The organism is Saccharothrix saharensis (genome assembly GCF_006716745.1).
Taxonomy (GTDB): domain Bacteria; phylum Actinomycetota; class Actinomycetes; order Mycobacteriales; family Pseudonocardiaceae; genus Actinosynnema; species Actinosynnema saharense.
In genome coordinates this window covers 507,929-529,759 of the sequence record NZ_VFPP01000001.1, presented here as the reverse complement: position 1 = coordinate 529,759, position 21,831 = coordinate 507,929, and the positions used below count along the sequence as shown (strand labels likewise).

Below are 21,831 nucleotides of genomic sequence, written 5' to 3'. Positions count from 1 at the left end.
TCCCGGGCCGGGCACCGCCGCGTCCGGCGGTCCTGGCGTCCGGGGTTCGTCGCGTTCGGGGTTCGGACGTCCACAGCGCGTCCCTTGCGGAATCTCGCCCGCTCACGTGAAGATATCCGCGTCCTGGCCCTGTAGACCGAAGGATTTCCATGACGTCGCCGTACGGTGCGCACCGCGTCCTCGACCCCGCCGGGGTGCTGCCGCAGCAGGCGCACCGGTTGGACGCCACCCCCGTGTGCGGACCCGACGAGGTCCTGGTCGACGTCACCCGGCTCAACCTCGACGCCGCCTCCTACCGCCAGCTGCGCGAACAGCACGGCGTGCACGGCGTCCGGCAGGCCGTGCTGGACATCGTCGCCGAGCGCGGCAAGATGCAGAACCCCGTCACCGGATCGGGTGGCATGCTGCTGGGCACCGTCCGCGAGGCCGGCCCCGACTCGCCGCTGGGCCTGCGCCCCGGCGACCGCATCGCCAGCCTCGTCTCGCTCACCCTCACCCCGCTGCGCCTCACCGACGGCCTCGCCCGCTGGGACGGCGCCGACGAACAGGTCCCCTGCGCGGGCACCGCCGTGCTGTTCGGCCGCTCCATCGCCGCCGTCCTGCCCGACGACCTGCCCGAACAGCTCGCCCTGTCGGTGCTGGACGTGTGCGGCGCGCCCGCCCTCACCGACCGGGTCGTGCGCCGCCGCCACGCCCCGTCCGTGCTGGTCCTGGGCGGCGGCGGGAAATCCGGGTCGCTGTCGCTGGCCGCCGCCCGCCGCGCCGGCGCGTCCCGACTGGTCGCCCTCGTGCCCACCGACCGCGAAGCCGCCGCCGTCCGCGACGCGGGCCTGGCCGACACCGTCGTCGTCGCCGACGCCCGCGACCCCCTGGCCGTCGCCACCGCCGTGGGCGGGCAGGCCGACGTCACCGTGGTGTGCGTGGACGTGCCCGGCTGCGAACACGGCGCGATCCTGGCCACCGCCGACGGCGGCACCGTCGTGTTCTTCTCCATGGCCACCTCCTTCCCCGCCGCCGCCCTGGGCGCCGAAGGCCTCGCCGCCGACGTCGAGATGCTCGTCGGCAACGGCTACGTGCCAGGTCACGCCACGTTCGCCCTGGACCTGCTGCGCACCGAACCTGCCGTGCGGGCCCTGTTCGAGCACCGGCAGACTCAGCAGGCGTGACTACAGTGAACGGCGCCCCCGCGGCCACGCGTCTGCTCGTCGGGGGACGCATCCACTCCCCGACCGCCCCCGACGCCACCGCCATGGCGATCACCGACGGCACCGTGGTGTGGCTGGGCCAGGACGGCGTTGGCCGCGCCCTGCACCCCGACGCCGAGGTCGTCGACCTCGACGGCGCGTTCGTCGCGCCCGCGTTCGTCGACGCCCACGTGCACGCCACCTCCGCCGGGCTGTTGCTCACCGGCCTGGACCTCACCGGCTGCCGCTCCCTGACCGAGCTGCTCGACGCCGTGCGCGCCGCGGGCGGCGACTTCGTGTGGGGCCACGGCTGGGACGAGACCCGCTGGCCCGAGCAGCGGCCACCGAGCCGCGCCGAGCTCGACGACGCCGCCCGCGGCGCCCGCGTCTACCTCTCCCGCATCGACGTGCACTCCGCGCTGGTGTCCACCGCGCTGCTCGACCTCGCCCCCGCCGCCCGCGACGCCGACGGCTACACCCCCGACGGGCCCCTGTCCCGCGCCGCCCACCACCACGTGCGCCGCGCCGCCAAGGACGCCATCCCCGTCGCCCGCCGCCGGGACGCCCAGCACGCCTTCCTCACCCACGCCGTCTCGCGCGGCATCGCCTCGGTGCACGAATGCGCCGGACCCGACATCTCCGGCCGCGACGACCTCGCCGACCTGCTGGCCACCGACCTGCTCGACGTCGTCGGCTACTGGGGCGGCCTCGACCCCGTCGACCTGCCCGTGCGCGGCCTGGCCGGAGACCTGTTCGTCGACGGCGCGCTGGGCTCCCGCACCGCCGCCCTGTGCGAGCCCTATGCCGACGCCGACACCACCGGCGCGCTCTACCTCGACCCCGACGCCATCGCCGAGCACCTCGTCACCTGCACCCGCGCCGGGCTGCAGGGCGGGTTCCACGTCATCGGCGACGCCGCCGTCGCCGCCGTCGTCGACGGCTTCGCCCGCGCCGCCGACCTGGTCGGCACACCCGCCCTGGCCGCCCGCAAGCACCGCCTCGAACACCTCGAGATGATCACCCCCGACCAGGCCGCGCGCCTGGCCTCCTGGGGCGTCGTCGCCTCCGTGCAACCGCTGTTCGACCACGCCTGGGGCGGCCCCGACGGCATGTACGCCCGACGCCTGGGCCCCGACCGCGGCACCGCGCTCAACCCGTTCTCCCGCCTGGCCGCCGCCGGCATGGTCCTCGCCCTGGGCTCCGACGCGCCCGTCACCCCCGTCGACCCGTGGGCCACCGTCAAAGCCGCCGTCCACCACCGCACCGACGGTCACGGCATCTCCGCGCGCGCCGCGTTCACCGCCCACACCCGCGGCGGCTGGCGCGCCGCCGGCGTCGACGACGGTCTCACCGGCACCCTGCAACCCGGCGCCCCCGCCACCTACGCCGTCTGGGACGCCGCCCACCTCGAAGTCGCCGCCCCCGACACCCGCGTCCAACGCTGGTCCACCGACCCCCGCTCCCGCGTCCCCGCCCTCCCGGCCCTCGACGGCCCCACCCCGACCTGCCTGCGCACGGTCCTGCGCGGCCGCACCCTGTTCGACCGGGGTGAGCTGGGGTGAAGGTCTGCCTCTCCCGGTCCGGCGACGCCGGGAAGACGTTCGCGAGGTTCCCGCACGGCCGGCTGCCGCGGGTGATCCAGTCGGTGCAGCCCCGGATGGTGAAGCCCCGGATGTCGGACATCGCCATCGCCGAGGGCAGCCAGAGCCCGCGCGACCTCGAAGGCACGTCGTTCGGGATCGTCGTGGTCTCCGCGGCGAACCGGACACCCCGGTCGGGCCCGGTGCGCATCCACCTCCGCGAACCCGACACCACCGAGATCCGCTTCCCGTCCGAACAGGAGTGAACCCGATGGCGTTGCTCGACCTCGACCCCGCGGTGGTCGCCACGGCGCGCGAACTCGCCGCCAAGGCCGCCGAACCGGTGGTGGCCCTGGCCAAGGCCCACACCACGGTGGCGGTCGAGCGCGCCACGCTCCGGCTGGCCGGCATCACCGGCGCCGACACCACCCACCGCGCCGGCGACGTGCCGTGGGTCAACCGGGTCGTCGACACCGTCCGCGAGCACTGCGGCCTCGAACACGGCGTCGCCCTGCCCGTCTTCCACGCCCTGCGCCACCACGACCTGCCCAGCCTCACCCACCTCGCCGAAGCCACCGCCGCAGGCCAGGTCCGCTACACCCTGCCCACCGGCCGCGACCGCGACCGCGCCCGCAGAGCCGCCACCACCGCCATCACCCGCGGCCTGCGCACCGTCGACCGCAACCGCGCCCGCCGCGACAAGCTCGTCGCCACCCTCGGCGACCCGCCCCGCCGACCCTGGATCTACCTCATCGTCGCCACCGGCGACATCGACGAGGACGTCGTCCAGGCCGCCAACGCCGCCCGCGCCGGAGCCGACATCATCGCCGTCATCCGCTCCACCGGCCAATCCCTGCTCGACTATGTCCCCGAAGGCGCCACCCACCACGGCTTCGCCGGCACCTACGCCACCCAGGAGAACTTCCGCATCATGCGCGCCGCCCTGGACCAGGTGTCCAAGGAAGTCGGCCGCTACGTCCGCCTCACCAACTACGCCTCCGGCCTGTGCATGCCCGAGATCGCCGTCCTGGCGGGCCTGCAACGCCTCGACATGATGCTCAACGACTCCATGTACGGCATCCTGTTCCGCGACATCAACCCCATCCGCACCTTCGTCGACCAGCGCTTCTCCCGCCAAGTCCACGCCCGCGCCGGCATCGTCATCAACACCGGCGAGGACAACTACCTCACCACCGCCGACGCCGTCGACGCCGCGCACACCGTCACCGTCTCCCAACTGCTCAACGAGCACTTCGCCCACGAAGCCGGCCTGCCCGACCACCTCCTCGGCCTCGGCCACGCCTTCGAGATCAACCCCGGGGTCCCCGAGTCGTTCCGCCTCGAACTCGCCCACGCCCTGCTGGCCCGCGAACTGTTCCCCGACGCGCCGCTGAAGTGGATGCCCCCCACCAAGCACATGACCGGCGACGTGTTCCACGGCTACCTGCTCGACGGGTTCTTCAACCTCGCCGGCCTGCTCACCGGCCAGTCGATCCTGCTCGTCGGCATGATGACCGAAGCCGTCGTCACCCCCTTCCTGTCCGACCGCGACCTCGCCCTGCGCAACGTCCGCTACGTCCTCGACGCCGCCGGCGGCCTGCGCGAGGACTTCCGCCCCGCCCCCGACGGCCTCATCGTCAAACGCGCCCACCAGGTCCTCGGCGAAGCCGTCGACCTGCTGACCCGCATCGTCGACGACGGACTGCTCAACGCCATCGCCGACGGCACCTTCGGCCTGATGAAACGCCCCGCCACCGGCGGCAAGGGCGCCGACGGCGTCGTGGAGAAAGCCGACGACTACCTCAACCCCGCCGCCGACCTGCTGGAGGCACACCCGTGAAGCGCCACGTCCGCCCCTACGGCGACACCACCGGCGATGGCATGGTGCAGACCTCGTTCACCCTGCCCGTCCCCGCCGGCCCCCGAGCCGACGGCGCCGCCCGACAACTGGCCAACAAGATGGGCATCGACCCCGCCATGGTCGTGCACTCCCACCCCATCGGCGACGACTTCACCTTCTTCGTCGTCTACGGCTCCGTCCGCCACATCGTCGACCTCGACGACGTGCGCGTCGTCGAACGCGAATACCCCCTCCTGCCGCCCGCCGAGGTCAACACCACCATCCGTCGGATCCTGCGCCGCAAACTCGTCGTCGTCGGCGCCTGCATCGGCACCGACGCCCACACCGTCGGCATCGACGCCATCCTCAACATCAAGGGCTTCGCGGGGGACAAGGGCCTGGAGTACTACCGCGAACTCAAGGTCGTCAACCTCGGCGCCCAGGTCAGCGTGCCCGAACTCGTCCGCCGCGCCCGCGCCGAGAAAGCCGACGCCGTCCTGGTCTCCCAGGTCGTCACCCAACGCGACGCCCACCTGCTCAACACCCGCGAGATGTCCGCCGCGTTCCGCGAAGCCCTGGGGGAGCGGCGCCCGCTGCTCATCGCCGGCGGACCCCGCTTCGACCCGCTCATGGCCGCCGACCTCGGCGTCGACCGCGTCTTCGGCCGCGGCACCACCCCCGGCGAAGTCGCCAGCTACCTCGTGCACGCCATCCAGACCACCAAGGCCGCCCCCGCGAAGACGGCCACCCCCGCGAAGAAGAAGGAGAACGCGTGAGCCCCACCGAAGGCACCACCGTCACCCACCGCCGCTACGTGCCCCACTCCCACGCCCACTACGGCGGCAACCTCGTCGACGGCGCCTACGGACTCGGCCTGTTCGGCGACGTCGCCACCGAACTGCTCATCCGCACCGACGGCGACGAAGGACTCTTCGCCGCCTACTCCTCCGTCGAGTTCCTCGCCCCCATCCAGGCCGGTGACGTCATCGAAGCCACCGCCACCCTCGTCCGCGTCGGCACCCGCTCCCGCGAGATCGACTTCGAAGCCCGCGTCGTCTGCCGCTCCGCACCCGACCGCGGCCCCTCCGCCGCCGACGTCCTCGACCCGCCCGTCGTCGTCACCCGCGCCCGCGGCACCGTCGTCGCCCCACCCCGCTGACCACACCCACCCCGCACCGGGCCGCTCAGCCGACGTCCTGCGGCTCCTCGCACACGTCCACCACGTTCACCCGGTACTGCCGGCGCAGCTCGTCGGCGAACTCCTCCACGTCCACCCCCAACCCCTCCACCACCCGCAACGACGCGGGCGTCCGATCCACCCGCGCCGCGTCGGCCAGGTCGTCGCGCCCCGCCTCCCGCAACGCCTCGGTCAACCGCTCGTGGTTCTGCGCCTGCGTCCGCTCGTCACGCACCTCCCGCACCCGACGATCACCCCGCAACTCCTCCGCGGCCCGCCACATCCGCTCGTCGGAGTCGAACAACACCCCCACCGCCGTGCAGTACGGCGTCGGCGACCCCGTCACGTGCCGCCCGGGCGCGAACAACACCACCGACGCGGCCACACCCGTGACCAACGCCAGCACCACGGTCGACAACAACGGACGGCGCACCACGCCCACCACACTGCCACGCGGCGTGGCCGGCCTGCGACCCCCGCGTCACCACCCCGGCGCGCCCCACCCCGCACGGCCCGCTCTGCCACTATCGACGGCGTGATCAGCATCGACCCAGCCTCGTCCGCGCCGCCCTACGAACAGGTCCGGTCCCAGCTCGCCCGCGCCATCACCGACCGCGACCTCGCCGTCGGCACCCGCCTGCCCACCGTGCGCGCCCTGGCCGCCGACCTCGGTCTCGCCGTCAACACCGTCGCCCGCGCCTACCGCGAACTCGAGGAAACCGGCCTCATCGAAACCCGCGGCCGCGCCGGCACCGTCGTCAGCGCCGCCGGGCAGCGCGGCCGCGAACGCGTCCTGCGCGCCGCCCACACCTACGCCGCCACCGCCCGCGAACAAGGCCTCACCAGCGACGAAGCCCTCGACATCGTCCGCGCCGCCCTCACCGACACCCCCCACCCCTAAGGTGACGCCGATGGCCACCGAACACCCCGGCGACCCCGCCCGCACCCTCGCCGTGCTGTGGCGCACCGGCGACCGCACCGCCCGCAAAGACCTCGGCGTGGACCGCATCGTGGCCGCCGCCGTCACCCTCGCCGACACCGAAGGCCTCACCGCGCTGTCCATGCGCCGCGTCGCCGACACCCTCGGCGTCGGCACCATGTCGCTCTACACCCACGTCCCCGGCAAGGCCGAACTGCTCGACGCCATGGTCGACGCCGTGCACGCCGAGACACCCCGCCCCGACGACGTGCCCGGCGGCTGGCGCGGCCGCCTGGCACGCATCGCCCGCGACAACCTCGACCTGCACCTGCGCCACCCCTGGCTGCTGCAGGTGCCCACCCACCGCGCCGTCCTGGGCCCGCACGTCGTCGCCAAGTACGACTACGAACTGCGCGCCGTCGACGGCATCGGCCTCACCGACCTGGAGATGGACTCCGTCCTGACCCTCGTGCTGGGCCACGTCCGCGCCGCCGCCCGCATCGCCGTCGACGCCGACCTCACCCGCCGTGACACCGGCCTGACCGACGAGCAGTGGTGGCAGGCCGCCGGGCCCCTGCTGGCCCGCGTCCTGGACCCGGCCCGGTTCCCCACCGCCGCCCGCGTGGGCGCCGCCGCCGGCCAGACCCACGGCGCCGCCCACGACGCCGACCACGCCTTCACCTTCGGCCTGGACCGCATCCTCGACGGCATCGACGCCCTCGTCGCCTCCCGTCAGTAGGGCCGCTTGGGCATCATCACCCACAACGCCAGGTAGATCAGGAACTGCGGCCCCGGCAACAAGCAGGACAGCACGAACACCCACCGCACGGTGCTCGCCCGCCACCCGTACCGGGCGGCCAGCCCCGCACACACCCCCGCGATCACTTTCCGGTCCTGAGGCCTGGTCAACGTCGTCATGACTCCACCCTCCCCGCACTGACCACCGCCGACATCGGTGGGAACCCTGATTTCCTACCCCCACCGGCCACGCCCCAACCCCAGGGCAACCCCACCCCGCCCCACACGTCCACCCACCCCCGCCGTCACCCGTCCGTGTGATGCTTCGGGGGTGCGAGAGGTCTTACAGGGCGTGCTCGACGCCCAACGCGAGTTCAGCGACGAGTACACCGATGCCATGCGCCGACGCGGCGAACTCGTCCGCGACCGGATGACCGACTGGCTGCGAGCCCGCCTGCCGCTGCTGCGCGCCGTCTCGGTCGACGACCTCGACGTCGATGCGAGCGACGGCATCGGCCGCCGCGCGGAGATACCGTGGGCCCGCGTCCACTCCGCGAGCCGCTCACCACGACCCCGCGACGGCTGGTACGTCGTCTACCTGTTCGACGCCCGCGGCGAGAGCGTCTACCTCACCCTGATGCAGGGCACCACAACCTGGAACGGCAACTCGCCCGTCGACCGGCCCGCCGCCGAACTGCTCGCCGCCGCCGGCCGGGCCCGCGCCGCGCTCGCCGCCGAACTGGCCAGACGCCCCGACCTGCGCCCGGCGATCGCGCTGAAGGGCAACCGCGGCAAGCGGGCGCGGGGATACGAACACGGCACCGTCACCGCCCTCGAATACCGCCGTGACGCCATTCCCACCGAGGACGTCCTGGACGCCGACCTGCTGTTCCTCGTCTCCGTGCTGGGTCGGCTGCACGCGGTGGACGAAGGCCCGCCCGGTCCCGCCGACCGCCCGACCCCCGAGTTGGCCGACGCCACCGCCTCCACCGCACGCGCCGCCGGTCGCCGCTCCACGGGCCAGGGCTTCGGCCTCGACCAGGCCGCACGCACGGCGGTCGAGTCCCACGCCGTGGCCCGCGCCGTCCTCTACCTGCGGGCCCAGGGTTTCGCCGTCCGGGACGTCGGGGCGGTCGAGTCCTACGACCTCGACGCCACCCGACCCGGCGAACGGGTCTACGTGGAGGTCAAGGGGACCACGTCGACGGGTGCGGAGGTCGTCCTCACCCACAACGAGGTCCGGCTCAACGCCGACCGGTACCCGCACACCATGCTGATCGTCGTCAGCGACATCGACCTGGACCGCGACGCGACACCGCCACGCGCCCAGGGCGGCCGGATGCGGGTGGTGCACCCGTGGCACGCGGCAGGGGAGGACCTGACACCCCTGGCCTACCGCTACCGCGTCCCGTGGCCGCACGCGCAACGGCCTGGTCGCGGGTTCGTGACCGGGGGCTCGTAGGCTGATCCGGTGGTCGCAGCCCCCGTGACGCCGGATCAACCCGTCGCCGACACGCCCGCCCGACGCCGGGACGTGCGCGGCACGCTGCTGCGCACGCTGCTCGCCGCCGCCGGTGGCGCCGCGGTGTTCCTCAGCTTCCCCCCGCGCACCACCTGGTGGCTCGCACCCGTCGGGTTCGCCGTGCTCGGCGTCCTGCTGCACGGCCGCCGGGCCCGCGCCGGCTTCGGCCTCGGCCTGGTCTGGGGACTGGCGTTCATGGCACCCCTGCTGCGGTGGACCGGCGAGTTCGTCGGCCTCATCGCCTGGCTGCCCCTGGCGCTGCTGTGCGCGCTGCTCATCGCCGTGGGCACCGCCGCCATGGCCGTGGTCTCCCGCCTGCCCGGGGCACCGGTCTGGATGGCGCTGGTGTGGGTCGCCGACGAGGCGCTGCGCTCCGTCGTGCCCTTCGGCGGCTTCCCCTGGGGCAAGATCGCCTTCGGCCAGCCCGAGGGCTGGTACCTGCCCCTGGCCTCCGTCGGCGGCGCGCCGCTGGTCGGGTTCGCCGTCGCCCTCACCGGCCTGGCCGCCGCCCACCTCGCGCGCGACTGGAAACTCGCCGTGCCCGCCCTCGTGCTGCCCGTCGCCGCCGCCCTGGCCGCCACCGGGCTGGTGCACACCGACCCCGACCAGGGCACCGCCACCGTCGCCGCGGTCCAGGGCAACGTGCCCCGCGCCGGCCTGGACTTCAACGCCCAACGCCGCGCCGTGCTCGACAACCACGTCGCCCGCACCCTCGAGCTCGCCGAGGACGTCAAGGCCGGCCGCGCCGCACAACCCGACCTGGTCATCTGGCCGGAGAACTCCTCCGACATCGACCCGTTCCGCAACGTCGACGCCGCCAACCAGATCCAACGCGCCACCGAGGCCATCGCCGCGCCCATCGCCGTCGGCGCCGTCGTCATCGACCCCGACGACAAGCTGCCCCGCAACACCGTCGTGCTCTACGAACCCGGCGTCGGCCCCACCGACACCTACACCAAGCGGCAGCTGCAGCCCTTCGGCGAGACCATGCCCTACCGCGAGTTCTTCCGGATCTTCACCCCCGCCGTCGACCGCGCGGGCACCTTCCAACCCGGCACCGACCCCGAGGGCTTCGCCATGGGCCCGGCCAAGGTGGCGTTGGACACCTGCTACGAGGTCGCGTTCGACAGCGTGGTGCGCGACTCCATCACCGAAGGCGCGAACCTCATCGCCATCCCCACCAACAACGCCACCTTCGGCTACACCGAGATGACCTACCAGCAACTGGCCATGTCCCGGGTGCGGGCCGTCGAACACGGCAAATCGGTGATCGTCGCCGCCACGAGCGGCGTCAGCGCCGTCGTCGCCCCCGACGGCTCGGTCACCCGGCGGACCGGCCTGTTCACCGCCGACGCGCTGGTGGCGACGGTCCCGCTGCGCGGGGAGGCTACGCTGGCCACCCGGCTCGGCGCATGGCCCGAGTGGGTGATGACCGCTCTGGGCCTGATGGCCGTGGCGATCGCCTTGACAGTGACACGACGACGGACGCGTCCGACCCCCGGTGCTGGGGTCGGCGAGGAGGAAACGGATGGCGGACCAGCAGGCGCAGCCTGACCGCGAGCTCGGGCCGGTGCTGGTGGTGATCCCGACCTACAACGAGCGGGACAACATCGGGAAGATCGTGAAGCGGCTGCACACCGCGCTGCCCACCGTGCACGCCCTCGTGGTGGACGACGGCAGCCCCGACGGCACAGGACAGCTGGCCGACGAGATGGCCGCCGCCGACGACCGCGTGCACGTGCTGCACCGCACGGAGAAGGCCGGGCTCGGCGCCGCCTACATCGCCGGCTTCGGCTGGGGCATGGACCGCGGCTACCAGGTGCTCGTGGAGATGGACGCCGACGGCTCCCACGCACCCGAGGACCTGCCCCGCATGCTCGACGCCCTGCACGACGCGGACCTCGTGATCGGCTCCCGCTACGTGCCCGGCGGCACCGTGGTCAACTGGCCCAAGAAGCGCGAGATCCTCTCCCGCGGCGCCAACCTGTACTCGCGGCTCGCGCTGGGCGCGTCGGTCAAGGACATCACCGCGGGCTTCCGCGCCTACCGCACCGACGTGCTGCGCAACCTCAAGCTGCACAACGTCGCCTCCGCGGGCTACTGCTTCCAGATCGACCTCGCCTGGCGCACCATCGAACTGGGCTACCGCGTCGTCGAGGTCCCCATCACGTTCACCGAGCGTGAGATCGGCGTGTCCAAGATGAGCGGCGACATCGTCCGCGAAGCGCTCATCCGCGTCACGAAGTGGGGCCTGCGCCGCCGCGGCACCCAGCTGCGGGACCTGGTCGCGCCCAAGAAGGCCAAGACCACCAGCAACCGCTAGACCCCCGCACGTGCGAAGGGGCCCACCGGACGGGCATCCGGTGGGCCCCTTCGCACGTCACGGGCTCAGGCGGTGCGGGTGCGCCGCCCCTTCAGCTCCTCCAGCCGCTCGTCCAGCAGCTCCTCGAGCTCCGGGATCGTGCGCCGCTCCAGGAGCATGTCCCAGTGCGTGCGCGGCGGCTTGATCTTCTTCTGCTCCGGCTCGGCGCCGTCGATGATCTTCGACTCCTGGCCGTGCAGGCGGCACTCCCAGGTGTGGGGGATCTCGGCGTCGTCGGAGAACGGGACCTCGAAGTCGTGGCCCTTGGGGCAGGCGTACCGCACCGACCGGCGCGGGGCGAGGTCGTGATTGCGGTCGGTCTCGTAGCTGACTGCTCCGAGCCGGCTACCCCGTAGAACGCGGTCGGCCATGGCGGTGTCCTTTCGCTCGGCTCAGGGCCGGGGCCCAGGCTTGTTGCTCACCGAGTGCAACGATCGGACTGCTCCGTTCGTTCCCGGCTTCACGGTCATCGTCGCCCACAGTGACGTCTTTCACCCGTCAACGAAGGCTTCCTCCTAAGGGATGCAATCGCGGCCGGTTCGTGACGCGTTATCAAGCTACCGGGCGACTCCATCACACTGATGGAGCAGTCCTGGCAGAAGTCGTGCGGCTGCGACAGCTTAGACCGACCACGCAGGGCGACGTTACGGCGGGTTTAACTCGCCGGTAGTGACGTCCGTCATGGTTGCGGTCACGCAAAGTCATTCCAACGGCGGAGGGGTCTGCCGCCACGCTGGGTGGCGGCACGAGTGTGTTCGGTGGCGGACATGAGGATGAATCACCCGTCCGGACCGCACCCAAACGTCCAATCGGACGCTTTATCCGATCGATGACTTCAGTGTCACTCGAAAGAGTGCATTTCCGCGAGGCGGTCGAGCAGTTCGCGTTGGGCCTTCACCACTTTTACCCGCGCTTCGGCCAGCGGAAACCAGGCCACCCGGTCCACCTCCGGGAACTCGCGGACCGTGCCGGACCCGCGGGGCCACTCCAGGGTGAACGTGCCGGGAATCACCTGATCGGGGTCGAGGTCGGCGGCCAGCGCCCACGCCGTGACCACCTTGCCCCCGGACTGGCGCACCTCGCCCAACGGCACCAGCTCGCCCTCGGGCACCGGCACGCCCAGCTCCTCGGTGAACTCGCGCCGCGCCGTGGCCTCCGGCTCCTCGTCGCCGTCGGGCTCACCCTTGGGAATCGACCAGGCGCCGTCGTCCTTGCGCGCCCAGAACGGCCCGCCCATGTGCCCCAGCAGGACCTGCCGTCCGCCGTCGACCACCCGGTGCAGCAGGATCCCGGCGCTGCGCCGCCCGCCCGTCACGCGTGTCCACCCCTCATCCGCACAGTGTGACGGCAGCGGCCGGTCAGTCCTTGCGGCGGGTGCGCATGTGGATCTGCTCGCCCTGCTTGCCGAACAGGCTCAGGATCTCCACCGGCTCGGGGCCCGCGGGGCCGAACCAGTGCGGCAGGCGCGTGTCGAACTCCGCGGCCTCCCCGGCCACCAGCACCACGTCGTGGTCGGCCAGGATCAGCCGCAGCCGCCCCGACAGCACGTAGAGCCACTCGTAGCCGGTGTGCGTGCGCGGATCCGGCTCACCCCGGTCCGGGATGATCATCTTGAAGGCCTGCAGGCCGCCCGGTTGCTGGGTCAGCGGCAGCACCGTCATGCCGTTGCGCCGCACGGGCACCGGCCGGATCCGCGGATCGCCCACCGGCGGCGCGCCCACCAGCTCGTCCAGCGGCACGCGGTGCGCGCGGGCGATGGGCAGCAGCAGTTCCAGGCTCGGCCGCCGCTGCCCGGACTCCAGCCGCGACAGCGTGCTCTTGGAGATCCCGGTCGCCGCCGACAGGTCGGCCAGCGTCGCGCCCCGGCTGGTGCGGATGTGCCGCAGCCGCTCGCCGACCCTGTCCAGCACCTCGTCGGTCAGGTCGTCGGCGGGGGTGGCGTCGTCGCTCATGTGGTGTCCCGATATCGGCAACAGGGGATTGCCCATTGTGGGACGGCGGGGCGGGAGGAGTCCAGCCGGGGCCGGCCGGGTCGGGTCAGGCCAGGCTGAGCTGGTGGCCGTCCACGGCGTGGGGACCGAGGTCGCCGGTGCGGTAGTGGGTGCGGCACAGCACCTGGTAGCGGAACTCGGCGAGGTCGGCCGCGACGGTGTCGGCGACCAGCACGGTGTCCCCGGCGCGCACCACGTCGCCGTCGTGGACGCGGGCGTTGAACCGGCCCGGCCGCCCGCACCAGCACAGCACCTCGACCTGGATCGCGTTGAGCTCGTCGGCCAGCTCGAACAGCCGCTGCGAGCCCGGGAACAGGCAGCTGCGGAAGTCGGTGGCCAGGCCGAAGCAGTAGACCTCCAGGTGGGCGTCGTCGGCGAGCTCGGCGAGCTGGTCGACCTGCTCGGCGGACAGGAACTGCGCCTCGTCGACGATCACGTAGTCCACCCGGCTGCCGCGCGACCAGTGCTCGCGCACCAGCCCGCACAGGTCCATGTCCTCGTGCACCTCCAGCGCGTTGCGGGCCAGGCCCATGCGGCTGGAGATCGTGGGCGTCCCGGACCGGTCGTGGCGCACGAGCAGCAGCCCGCGCCGTCCCTGTCGTGCCTGGTTGTGGTCGATCTGCAGCGCCAGCGTCGACTTGCCGCAGTCCATCGGCCCGAAGAAGAACCGCAGCCGCCCGGTGGGCGCGAGCCCGCGGCCCGCGCCGGCGGCGGGCACGGAGGACAGCGCGTCGGTCGGGTCCGGGGCGGGGATGATCGGTTCCACGGGCGGCCACCCTAACGGGCGAGGCCCGGGATCGGCCCGCCGGCCTTCCGCGCGCCCCGGCCCCGCACGCCCGCCGGCCTCGTCGCGGACGCGGTCGAGCACGGGCGTGGACCTCGGCGGGGGACCGGGCGGCGCGGTGCCCGGCCCGGGGGCTCAGCGCGCGGCGACGGCGTCGACCTCGAACAGCATGCCGGGCAGGGCGAGCGCGGCGACGCCGATCAGCGTCTGCGCCGGCGGCCGGTCGCCCCAGATGCGCACGACGTGGTCGCGCAGCACGGCCAGCCGGTCGGGGTCGTGGTCGACGACGTAGGTGCCCAGGCGGGCGACGTGGCGGTAGTCCAGGCCCGCGGCGCGCAGCGCGACGCCGAGGTTGTCGTAGGCGCGGGCGACCTGGGCGGCGAAGTCGTCGGACACCAGGCGGCCGTCGGTGTCGCAGCCGTACTGGCCGGCGACGAACACCAGCTCGCCGGTGGTGGCGGCGACGTGGCTGTAGCCGTAGCCGGTGGGGTCGGGCAGGCCGTCGGGGTTGGTCAGGGTGTGCGGCACGGTCGGTTCCTTCCGGTGGAGGGGTCAGGTGAGTCGGGCGCGGGTGGCGGCCGGGGCGTCGGGGTCGGCGCGGCGCACGTCGGCGTCGAGGTCGGCCAGGGTGCGGGCGGCCAGTTCGCGGCGCCACGCGGTCTCGGCGCGGGTCATGGCGGTGTCGATGGCGCACCGGGTGGGGTGCGGGCCGCCGGGGCGGATCTCGGTGCAGCGGAACGCGGGGTCGGGGCCGTCCACGGCCGCGACGACGTCCATGAGGGTGACGGTGTGCGCGGGACGGTCGAGGAGGTAGCCGCCGCGGGGGCCGGGGGTGGAGCGGACGATGCCGGCGCGCCCCAGCGCCTGCAGCTGCTTGGTCAGGTAGGCCGGGGGCAGGCCGTGCAGCGCGGCGAGGCGGGCGGCGGGCACGGGGGTGCCGTCGGCCCAGGCCAGGTCCAGGCAGCAGTGCAGGGCCCACTCGACGCCCTCGGTCATCCTCACGGTCGCCGACCCTACCCGATCTTGGACATCGATTATCCAGATTCCTTGCCGAGATATATCGCAAAGCGGTATAACCTGCGGTGTGAGAGGTATGTCGGAGCAGGTGTTCCTGGTGCTCACCGCGTTGGCGGAGGAGCCGTTGCACGGCTACGCGATCGTGCGCGCGGTCGACGGGCTGTCGGAGGGCCGGACGCGGCTGCGGGTCGGCACCCTGTACGGGGTGCTGGACCGGCTGGTCGCCGAAGGCCTGGCCGAGCGGGACCGGGAGGAGGTCCACCAGGGCAGGCTGCGCCGCTACTACCGGTTGACCGACGCCGGGGTGCGGGCGTTGTCGGCGGAGGTGGCCCGGCTGTCGGCGAACGTGCGCGCCGCATCGTCGGTGCTCAAGGCGAGGGGTGCGCTGTGAGGTGTGGGCTGTGAGGTCGAACCTGGAACGCCGCTACCGGGCGCTGCTGCGGGTGCTGCCCGCCTGGTACCGGGCCGAGCGCGAGGAGGAGATGGTCGGCATCTTCCTCGCCGACCGCACCGACGGGCTGGACCTGGAGCACGGCTGGCCGGGATGGGGTGAGACGGGGGCGACGCTGGCGCTGTCGGTGCGGGTGCGGCTGGGCGCGCGACGCGCGGCGGGCACCGTGCTGCGGGCGGTGGCGTTGACGGGTCTGCTGGGCCAGTTGGTGGCGGCGGCGCAGTCGTGGACGGTGACCGCGCGGGTCGGGTTCTTCGGCGACGTGCAGGGCTGGTGGTACGACGTGGCGGCCGCGGTGGCGTTCGCGGCGCTGGTCGCGGGCCGGCGCGCGACCGGCCGGGTCGTGGCGGGGCTGCTGGGCCTGATGGCGCTGGTGCCGGCGGTGTGGTCGGTGGCGGTCGGGTTCCCGTCGTGGTGGGCGCTGGTGTGGCACGGCCCGGCGCTGGTGACCGCGGCGGCGGCGGTGGCGGGGTTCCACCGGGAGGCGCCGCCGGTGTCGCGGCGCTGGTGGCTGGTCGCGCCGGTCGGGCTGGTGGCCGGGATCGCGTCGGTGGTGTTCACCCCGGGCCTGTCCACGCGGACGATGCTGGCGGCGTGGCTGATCGCCGCGGTCGTGGTCGCGGTGTTGCGGCCCTGGTCGGTGCGGGAGCCGGTGTCGGCGACGTGAGCGGAGCGGCCGCCCGGGACTCGCGTGCCCGGGCGGCCGGTCGCGTCACACCTTGGCGGGCACGGGGTTGCCGGAGGCGGCGATGGCCTTGCGGACCGGCACGAAGATCATCAGCACGAACCCGACCACGAAGAAGATCACCAGCGAGATGATCGCCAGCCGGAACGAGCCGGTGGCCTGCCCGACGCCGGCGAACACCAGCGGCCCCAGCCACGAGGTGGAGCGCTCGCCGACCTCGTAGAGGGAGAAGTACTGCGCCTCGCGGCCGGGCGGGATCATCTGGCTGAACAGCGACCGCGACAACGCGTTCGTGCCGCCCAGCACCAGCCCGATCCCGGCCGCCAGGGCGTAGAACTGGGTCTGCTGCCCGGCTTGGACGAAGAACGCCGCGCCGATCACCACAATCCACACGCACAGGCTGACCATGATGGTGCGCTTGGCGCCCCACGACTTCGCCACCCGGCCGTGCAGCATCCCGCCGAAGAACGCGACGAACTGCACGATCAGGATCGTGGTGATCAGCACCGTCTCGTCCAGCTTGAGCTCGTCGCGCCCGTACTGGGCGGAGACGTTGGCGACGGTGGCGATGCCGTCGGTGTAGATCAGGTAGGTGCCCAGGAACGCCAGCGTCAGCGGGAACAGCCGCGCCTGCTTCACGGTCTGGCGCAGCTCGGCGAACCCGGCGGTGATCACCGACGCCCCCGACTCGGTGCCGTGCGGCGGCTGGTGGCGCTTGAGCCGCGCCAGCGGGATGAGGGTGAACCCGGCCCACCACAGCCCCGACAGCACGAACCCGACCCGCACCGCCGCGCCCTCGCTCAGGCCGATGGCGTCGTGGCCGATGAACAGCGCCAACTGCACGGCCAGCGCCAGGCCGCCGCCGAGGTAGCCGAACGCCCAGCCGCGCGAGGACACCGCGTCGCGCTCGTCGGGGGCGGCGATCTCGGGCAGGAACGCGTAGTACACGACGACCGACGCGCCGTAGCAGATGTTGCCGAGGATGAACAGCGCGACGCCCAGGTGCCAGTTGTCGCCGCCGACCGCGGCCAGCGCGATCGTGGCCGCCGACCCGGTGAACGCCAGCCCGCCGAGCATGCGGCGCTTGTTCTGGGTGCGGTCGGCGATCGCGCCCATCACCGGCAGCACCACGACCTGCACGACCGTGGCGATCGACAGCAGGTAGCCCCACAGCGACCCGGCGGGGAAGTAGGCGCCGAACAGGGAGATGTCGCACTGCTTGAGCGACCCGTCCGCACAGGGGGTGGGGCCGTTGCGGGCGGTGTCGGCCAGCGCCGCCTCCTTGGCCACCGCGGTCAGGTAGCCGGACAGGAACACGGTGACCACCGAGGTCGGGAACACCGAGTTCGCCCAGTCGTACCAGGTCCAGCCGCGTTGTTCCCGCTTGCGGTCCACGGCGGGTGCGGTGCTGTCGGCCACGCTCATGGGGGCGGACTGTATATCGCGGGCCACCCGTTGGTGGTGATCACCACCAACCTGTTGCCAACCGGCCTCCCGCCCGCCACCCGGGGCCCGTCAGCCCGCCCAGGCCCCCCGGTCGGCCAGCACGTCGCGCAGCCGGTCGGGCCGGTCGGTGACCAGACCGTCCACCCCCAGGTCCAGCAGGCGCCGCATCTGCGGCTCGTCGTCGACGGTCCACACGTGCACCTCCAGGCCGCGGCGGTGCGCGGCCCGCACGAACCGGCCGTCGACCACGAGCAGCCGGCCCTGGTTCACCGGCACCTGCGCCACCATGCCCCGCACCGGCAGCCCCACCAGCGGCACCCGGCCCGCCGCCCACAGCGCGCCCGCCGACCGCGGCCCCATCGACGTCAGCAGCCCCGGCCCGGCCAGCCGGCGCAGCCGCGCCAGCCGCTTGTCGGAGAACGACGCCAGGCACACCCGGTGCAGCGCGTCGGTCCGGCGCAGCGCCTCCAGCACCGGCACCACCGCCGAGTCGGCCTTGACGTCGATGTTCACCCGCGCCTCGGGCAGCTCCTCCAGCAGCTCCTCCAGCCGGGCGATCGGCTCCCGGCCGCCGACGTTGGCCCGCCGCACCGCCGACCACGGCTGCGCCGCCACCGGACCCGTGGCGTCGGTGGTGCGGTCCAGCGTCGCGTCGTGGTGCACCACCACCACCCCGTCGGAGGTGGCGTGCACGTCGGTCTCCAGGTACCGGTACCCCTCCCGCGCGGCACGGCGGAACGCCGCCAGCGAGTTCTCCATGCCCGCCAGCTCGTCGAGGTGCCAGCCCCGGTGGGCGAACGCGCGGGGGTGCGGTCCGGACAGGTACGGGTGGTTCTCGGTCACACCCGGAGTCTGCCCTGGCGGCGTGGCGCGGGGGTGACCGGTGGGTAGCGGGATACCGTCGCCCGCCATGGAGTTGGTGACCGAGGCCGTCGCGGCGCGCCGTGAGGAAGCCAGGCACTGCGCCTGGTGCGGACGCCGCCTGCCCGACAGCGGCCGGATCGGGCGGCCCCGCCGCTACTGCGCGCAGCCCTGCCGGCAACGCGCCTACGAACGCCGTGCCGCCGTGCAGCGCGGCGGGCTGCCCGAGGACGCCGTGGTGCTGTCCGCGGGGGAGCTGGCCGACCTGCAGGACCGGTTGTTCCAGCTGCGGTGCGCCGCGGAGGACGTCGCGACGGCGGCCGCCGACGGCGCGGACGGCGCGGAGCTGCGGCGGCTGGCGGGGGAACTGGTCGACACCGCACGGGGTCTGGAGCGGTTGCGCTGAATCGTGTCGGCTTGCCCACCGCGTGTGGTCTCGACCATCATGACGCGCGGGTGGGCGAGGAGGGGCGCGTGAACGGCAACGGCGCGTTGCACCGCGAGGTGCTCGACCGGGCCGACGTCGGTTTCGGTGTGACGGACGCGAACGGCAGGCTGGCCTGGGTGAACCCGGCACTGGCCGAGATCCTCGGCGTGCCCGCGGACCACGTCGTGGGCCGGTCGCTGCCCGCGCTGCTGCCCGGCGCGCCGGAACGGCCCCGCTCGGGCCTGGCGCTGCTCACCCCCAGCGCCTACCGCAAGGGCCACCGCTGGCTGGAGGTCACCTGCCAGCACCTCGACCCCGCCGACACCGGCGCGGACGCCGAACCGGGCGAGCAGCTGCTGTACCGGGTGGTGGACGTCACCGCGTGGCGGGACCGGGAACTGGAGGCCACCCACGAGGCCGACGCGCTGCGCCGCGCGCAGGTGCTGGGCCGGATGGGCACGTGGGAGTGGCACGTCACCGAGGACCGCGTGGTGTGGTCGGACACGCTGCTGGAGATGTTCGGGTTCTCGCCCGACACCGAACTGGACTTCGACGGCTACGCCGCCCTCGTGCACCCCGAGGACCTGGCGATGATCCAGGCCACCCTGGAAGAGGCCATGCGGTCGGGCGCCGGGTTCTCCTACACCCACCGCATGCTGCTGGCCGAGGGCACCGTGGAGCGGTGGTTCGAGTGCTTCGGCGAGGTCGTCGCCGACGAGGACGGCTCGCCGCTGCGGGTGCTGGGCACCGCGCACGACATCACCCGCGCCCGCCGCGTGCACGACGAACTGCTGGCGCTGGCCGAGCAGGACCCGCTGACCGGGCTGGCGAACCGGCGCGCGGTGACCCGCGAACTCGAACGGCAGCTCGCGAGCGGCGGTCCGGGCGCGATGCTGCTGCTGGACCTGGACAACTTCAAGGACGTCAACGACCTGCGCGGCCACGCCGTGGGTGACCGGCTGATGAAGACGCTGGCCTCCGCGCTGCGGTCACGGCTGTCGTCGTCGCAGCTGATCGGCCGGCTCGGCGGCGACGAGTTCGCCGTCGTGCTGCCCGGCGCGACCCCCGCCGACGCCGCCCGCGTCGCCGAGGGACTGCGCGATGCCGTAGCGGCGTTGCCGCTCGTGGGCGCGGCCCGCAGCCTCACGGTCTCCACCGGCGTGGCCGAGTACGGCCCCGGCGACACGTGGGAGCTCGTGCTGGCCAACGCCGACCTGGCGCTGTACGCGTCCAAGGCCGCCGGCCGCAACCGGGTCACCGTCTACGAGCCCGGCCACTACGCCGACACCGCGAAACGGGTGTCCGTGCTGGACCGGCTGCGCGCCGCGCTCGACCACGGCGGCCTGGCCCTGCACGCCATGCCGATGGTGGAGCTGGCCACCGACAAGACCCTGGGCCACGAGCTGCTGCTGCGGCTGGAGGACGGCCAGGACCCCTACCTGGGGCCGGCTGAGTTCCTGCCCGAGGCCGAACGCTCCGACCTGGTGCTCGACATCGACCGGTGGGTGCTGTCCACCGCCATCGACGCCCTGGTCGGCCACCCCGACCCCGACCTGCGGTTCAACGTCAACATCTCCGGCCGCACCCTGGAGGACGAGGACTTCGGCGGGTTCGTGCTGGACCGGCTGGCCACCGCGGGCGTCGCGCCCGGCCGGCTCGGCCTGGAGATCACCGAGACCGCCGCGGTCACCAACCTCGACGCCGCCCGCGCCCTGGCGCTGCAGCTGCGCGGGTTCGGCTGCCGGATCATCCTCGACGACTTCGGCTCCGGGTTCGGCTCGTTCGTCCACCTCAAGCACCTGCCCATCACCGGCATCAAGATCGACGGCGAGTTCGTGCGCGGCATCGACGAACGCTCCACCGACGCCGTCCTGGTCGCGGGCATCGTGCAGATCGCCCGCGGCCTGGGCCTGTCCGCCGTCGCCGAGTGGGTCGAACGCCCCGCCCAGGTCGACGCGCTCGTCCGCCTGGACGTCGGCATCGGCCAGGGCTTCCACCTCGGCCGGCCCCTGCCGCTCGCGCACGTGCTGTCGGCCCAGTCACAGCGGCCGAACGGCGCATTGTCGCCACGCATGGCCGGTGCGGAGGATGGGGCGCGTTCCTCCAACCGCTGATCCGTGCCCGCTGATCCCTGCCCGCTGATCTCCGCCGCCCAGCCCCCGATGGGAAGCCACCGCCGTGCCCGGTACCCCCGACAGCCCCGCACGCGGTGTCCGCCGCGTCGAGCTCAGCACCACCAACCCCGAACCGATCGCCGAGTTCTACGCCCACCTGCTGGGCTGGGTGATCATCGCCGAGCCCGACGGCTCCTTCACCGGCTGGGTCGGCGACCGCCTCGCCACCCACGTGCGCCCCGGCGGGTCCGGCTGGCGCGTCGTGTTCGCCGGACCGCGGGCCCGTGACCTCGAGCCCGGCGCCGCCGTCGACACCGGCCGCGTCCTGCACGGCCCGTGGGCGCCGCAACCCCGCCCGGGCGAGCCGTGCTGGGTCGAGCTCATGGCCGACCCGGCCGCCGACGACCGCTGGGCCGCCGCACTGGGCTGGCAGGTCCGCGACCCCGGCGCCGAGTTCACCCTCTACGACGCGGGCGCCGACGACGACCGCCGCCCCGTAGCCGGCCGCCTCACCGCCCCCGGCGGCTGGACCTGCTACTTCGCCGTCCCCGACCTCGCCCACGCCATCGCCGAGACCACCGACATGGGCGGCACCGTCCTCATCGGCCCCCGTGATGTCCCCACCGGCGCCGTCGCCGCCGTAGCCGACCCCGCCGGCTCGGTGTTCGCCCTGCTGGAGAACCCGGTCGGCTGGGGCGGCACCTGGTGCGCCACCGCCCGGGCCCACGCCTGA

Annotated in this window: 26 protein-coding genes; 16 read left to right on the top strand and 10 right to left on the bottom strand. The window is 73.5% G+C overall.

What is annotated here, in order from left to right; all coding sequences use genetic code 11:
• Nucleotides 1–149: 149 nt before the first annotated feature.
• The 6 genes from kdd to kal are packed head-to-tail and all read left to right on the top strand — an operon-like array spanning nt 150 to nt 5,763.
• The gene (gene kdd, locus FHX81_RS01860) at nt 150–1,166 is read left to right on the top strand and encodes an L-erythro-3,5-diaminohexanoate dehydrogenase (RefSeq protein WP_141974914.1); all 1,017 of its coding nucleotides are present in this window, start codon (nt 150–152) and stop codon (nt 1,164–1,166) included.
• Nucleotides 1,163–2,746: an amidohydrolase gene (locus FHX81_RS01855; RefSeq protein WP_170231886.1), complete on the top strand. Its 1,584-nt coding sequence runs from the start codon at nt 1,163–1,165 to the stop codon at nt 2,744–2,746. The genes kdd and FHX81_RS01855 overlap by 4 nt, the downstream gene beginning before the upstream one ends.
• Nucleotides 2,743–3,030, top strand: coding sequence for a hypothetical protein (locus FHX81_RS01850; RefSeq protein WP_141974913.1), 288 nt, complete (start codon nt 2,743–2,745; stop codon nt 3,028–3,030). Before FHX81_RS01855 ends, FHX81_RS01850 begins: the two co-directional genes overlap by 4 nt.
• A gap of 5 nt (nt 3,031–3,035) precedes the next feature.
• Nucleotides 3,036–4,604, top strand: coding sequence for a lysine 5,6-aminomutase subunit alpha (gene kamD / locus FHX81_RS01845; RefSeq protein ID WP_141974912.1), 1,569 nt, complete (start codon nt 3,036–3,038; stop codon nt 4,602–4,604).
• Complete coding sequence (gene kamE / locus FHX81_RS01840) at nt 4,601–5,380, top strand: lysine 5,6-aminomutase subunit beta (protein WP_141974911.1); 780 nt, start codon at nt 4,601–4,603, stop codon at nt 5,378–5,380. The genes kamD and kamE overlap by 4 nt, the downstream gene beginning before the upstream one ends.
• Entirely contained in the window at nt 5,377–5,763 is a 387-nt protein-coding gene (kal, locus tag FHX81_RS01835; RefSeq protein ID WP_141974910.1) for a 3-aminobutyryl-CoA ammonia lyase, read from the top strand. Before kamE ends, kal begins: the two co-directional genes overlap by 4 nt.
• 25 nt (nt 5,764–5,788) lie before the next feature.
• On the opposite strand, the gene FHX81_RS01830 is transcribed toward kal, so the two are convergent.
• Nucleotides 5,789–6,214 carry a hypothetical protein gene (locus FHX81_RS01830; RefSeq protein ID WP_141974909.1) on the bottom strand — a complete coding sequence of 142 codons (426 nt, stop codon included), beginning with the start codon at nt 6,212–6,214 and terminating at the stop codon, nt 5,789–5,791.
• A gap of 102 nt (nt 6,215–6,316) precedes the next feature.
• Between FHX81_RS01830 and FHX81_RS01825 the strand changes: the two genes are divergently transcribed.
• Both FHX81_RS01825 and FHX81_RS01820 read left to right on the top strand, forming a co-directional pair.
• Entirely contained in the window at nt 6,317–6,682 is a 366-nt protein-coding gene (locus FHX81_RS01825; RefSeq protein WP_141974908.1) for a GntR family transcriptional regulator, read from the top strand.
• Between the two features lie 10 nt (nt 6,683–6,692).
• On the top strand, nt 6,693–7,439 hold the full coding sequence (locus tag FHX81_RS01820) for a TetR/AcrR family transcriptional regulator (RefSeq protein ID WP_141974907.1): 747 nt from the start codon (nt 6,693–6,695) through the stop codon (nt 7,437–7,439).
• Here FHX81_RS01820 and FHX81_RS01815 read toward each other — a convergent pair.
• On the bottom strand, nt 7,433–7,618 hold the full coding sequence (locus FHX81_RS01815) for a PspC domain-containing protein (RefSeq protein ID WP_141974906.1): 186 nt from the start codon (nt 7,616–7,618) through the stop codon (nt 7,433–7,435). The two genes, FHX81_RS01820 and FHX81_RS01815, sit on opposite strands and share 7 nt — an antisense overlap.
• Before the next feature lie 151 nt (nt 7,619–7,769).
• On the opposite strand from FHX81_RS01815, the gene FHX81_RS01810 reads away from it, so the two are divergent.
• Genes FHX81_RS01810 through FHX81_RS01800 form a run of 3 tightly spaced genes read left to right on the top strand, consistent with a single transcriptional unit; the run spans nt 7,770 to nt 11,283 of the window.
• Nucleotides 7,770–8,900: an MrcB family domain-containing protein gene (locus FHX81_RS01810; RefSeq protein WP_141974905.1), complete on the top strand. Its 1,131-nt coding sequence runs from the start codon at nt 7,770–7,772 to the stop codon at nt 8,898–8,900.
• 9 nt (nt 8,901–8,909) lie between these two features.
• Nucleotides 8,910–10,514 carry an apolipoprotein N-acyltransferase gene (gene lnt, locus FHX81_RS01805; RefSeq protein ID WP_246107571.1) on the top strand — a complete coding sequence of 535 codons (1,605 nt, stop codon included), beginning with the start codon at nt 8,910–8,912 and terminating at the stop codon, nt 10,512–10,514.
• The gene (locus FHX81_RS01800; RefSeq protein ID WP_141974904.1) at nt 10,489–11,283 is read left to right on the top strand and encodes a polyprenol monophosphomannose synthase; all 795 of its coding nucleotides are present in this window, start codon (nt 10,489–10,491) and stop codon (nt 11,281–11,283) included. The genes lnt and FHX81_RS01800 overlap by 26 nt, the downstream gene beginning before the upstream one ends.
• 65 nt (nt 11,284–11,348) lie before the next feature.
• Here FHX81_RS01800 and FHX81_RS01795 read toward each other — a convergent pair whose 3' ends face one another.
• From FHX81_RS01795 to FHX81_RS01770, 6 genes are all read right to left on the bottom strand, one after another.
• The gene (locus FHX81_RS01795; protein WP_073887511.1) at nt 11,349–11,693 is read right to left on the bottom strand and encodes an RNA polymerase-binding protein RbpA; all 345 of its coding nucleotides are present in this window, start codon (nt 11,691–11,693) and stop codon (nt 11,349–11,351) included.
• Nucleotides 11,694–12,163: 470 nt separating this feature from the next.
• Nucleotides 12,164–12,637 (bottom strand): NUDIX hydrolase, encoded by a 474-nt coding sequence (locus FHX81_RS01790; RefSeq protein ID WP_246107570.1) that lies wholly within the window; start codon nt 12,635–12,637, stop codon nt 12,164–12,166.
• Between the two features lie 43 nt (nt 12,638–12,680).
• On the bottom strand, nt 12,681–13,274 hold the full coding sequence (locus FHX81_RS01785; RefSeq protein ID WP_141974903.1) for a helix-turn-helix domain-containing protein: 594 nt from the start codon (nt 13,272–13,274) through the stop codon (nt 12,681–12,683).
• An 85-nt stretch (nt 13,275–13,359) separates the two neighbouring features.
• Nucleotides 13,360–14,079, bottom strand: a complete 720-nt coding sequence (locus FHX81_RS01780) for a thymidine kinase (RefSeq protein WP_141974902.1) — start codon at nt 14,077–14,079, stop codon at nt 13,360–13,362.
• Between the two features lie 153 nt (nt 14,080–14,232).
• Complete coding sequence (locus FHX81_RS01775; RefSeq protein ID WP_141974901.1) at nt 14,233–14,625, bottom strand: RidA family protein; 393 nt, start codon at nt 14,623–14,625, stop codon at nt 14,233–14,235.
• Nucleotides 14,626–14,649: 24 nt separating this feature from the next.
• Nucleotides 14,650–15,099: an RrF2 family transcriptional regulator gene (locus FHX81_RS01770; RefSeq protein ID WP_170231885.1), complete on the bottom strand. Its 450-nt coding sequence runs from the start codon at nt 15,097–15,099 to the stop codon at nt 14,650–14,652.
• 91 nt (nt 15,100–15,190) lie between these two features.
• On the opposite strand from FHX81_RS01770, the gene FHX81_RS01765 reads away from it, so the two are divergent.
• Nucleotides 15,191–15,505, top strand: a complete 315-nt coding sequence (locus FHX81_RS01765) for a PadR family transcriptional regulator (RefSeq protein ID WP_141974900.1) — start codon at nt 15,191–15,193, stop codon at nt 15,503–15,505.
• Between the two features lie 10 nt (nt 15,506–15,515).
• Nucleotides 15,516–16,232: a hypothetical protein gene (locus tag FHX81_RS01760; protein WP_141974899.1), complete on the top strand. Its 717-nt coding sequence runs from the start codon at nt 15,516–15,518 to the stop codon at nt 16,230–16,232.
• Between the two features lie 45 nt (nt 16,233–16,277).
• Here FHX81_RS01760 and FHX81_RS01755 read toward each other — a convergent pair whose 3' ends face one another.
• Together FHX81_RS01755 and FHX81_RS01750 are read right to left on the bottom strand one after the other, a co-directional pair.
• Complete coding sequence (locus FHX81_RS01755) at nt 16,278–17,675, bottom strand: MFS transporter (RefSeq protein ID WP_141974898.1); 1,398 nt, start codon at nt 17,673–17,675, stop codon at nt 16,278–16,280.
• A gap of 90 nt (nt 17,676–17,765) precedes the next feature.
• The gene (locus FHX81_RS01750) at nt 17,766–18,539 is read right to left on the bottom strand and encodes a glycerophosphodiester phosphodiesterase family protein (RefSeq protein WP_246107569.1); all 774 of its coding nucleotides are present in this window, start codon (nt 18,537–18,539) and stop codon (nt 17,766–17,768) included.
• A 67-nt stretch (nt 18,540–18,606) separates the two neighbouring features.
• On the opposite strand from FHX81_RS01750, the gene FHX81_RS01745 reads away from it, so the two are divergent.
• The 3 genes from FHX81_RS01745 (at nt 18,607) to FHX81_RS01735 (ending at nt 21,831) form a co-directional block, all read left to right on the top strand.
• Entirely contained in the window at nt 18,607–18,963 is a 357-nt protein-coding gene (locus FHX81_RS01745; RefSeq protein ID WP_141974896.1) for a hypothetical protein, read from the top strand.
• A gap of 68 nt (nt 18,964–19,031) precedes the next feature.
• On the top strand, nt 19,032–21,098 hold the full coding sequence (locus FHX81_RS01740; protein WP_246107568.1) for a putative bifunctional diguanylate cyclase/phosphodiesterase: 2,067 nt from the start codon (nt 19,032–19,034) through the stop codon (nt 21,096–21,098).
• Between the two features lie 64 nt (nt 21,099–21,162).
• Complete coding sequence (locus FHX81_RS01735) at nt 21,163–21,831, top strand: VOC family protein (RefSeq protein WP_141974895.1); 669 nt, start codon at nt 21,163–21,165, stop codon at nt 21,829–21,831.

Coding starts and splice junctions, on each gene's coding strand:
- FHX81_RS01745 (WP_141974896.1), top strand. CDS start 18,607: ATGGAGTTGGTGACCGAGGCCGTCGCGGCGCGCCGTGAGGAAGCCAGG.
- FHX81_RS01800 (WP_141974904.1), top strand. CDS start 10,489: ATGGCGGACCAGCAGGCGCAGCCTGACCGCGAGCTCGGGCCGGTGCTG.
- kamD (WP_141974912.1), top strand. CDS start 3,036: ATGGCGTTGCTCGACCTCGACCCCGCGGTGGTCGCCACGGCGCGCGAA.
- FHX81_RS01820 (WP_141974907.1), top strand. CDS start 6,693: ATGGCCACCGAACACCCCGGCGACCCCGCCCGCACCCTCGCCGTGCTG.
- FHX81_RS01765 (WP_141974900.1), top strand. CDS start 15,191: ATGTCGGAGCAGGTGTTCCTGGTGCTCACCGCGTTGGCGGAGGAGCCG.
- FHX81_RS01815 (WP_141974906.1), bottom strand. CDS start 7,618: ATGACGACGTTGACCAGGCCTCAGGACCGGAAAGTGATCGCGGGGGTG.
- FHX81_RS01795 (WP_073887511.1), bottom strand. CDS start 11,693: ATGGCCGACCGCGTTCTACGGGGTAGCCGGCTCGGAGCAGTCAGCTAC.
- kdd (WP_141974914.1), top strand. CDS start 150: ATGACGTCGCCGTACGGTGCGCACCGCGTCCTCGACCCCGCCGGGGTG.
- FHX81_RS01755 (WP_141974898.1), bottom strand. CDS start 17,675: ATGAGCGTGGCCGACAGCACCGCACCCGCCGTGGACCGCAAGCGGGAA.
- FHX81_RS01785 (WP_141974903.1), bottom strand. CDS start 13,274: ATGAGCGACGACGCCACCCCCGCCGACGACCTGACCGACGAGGTGCTG.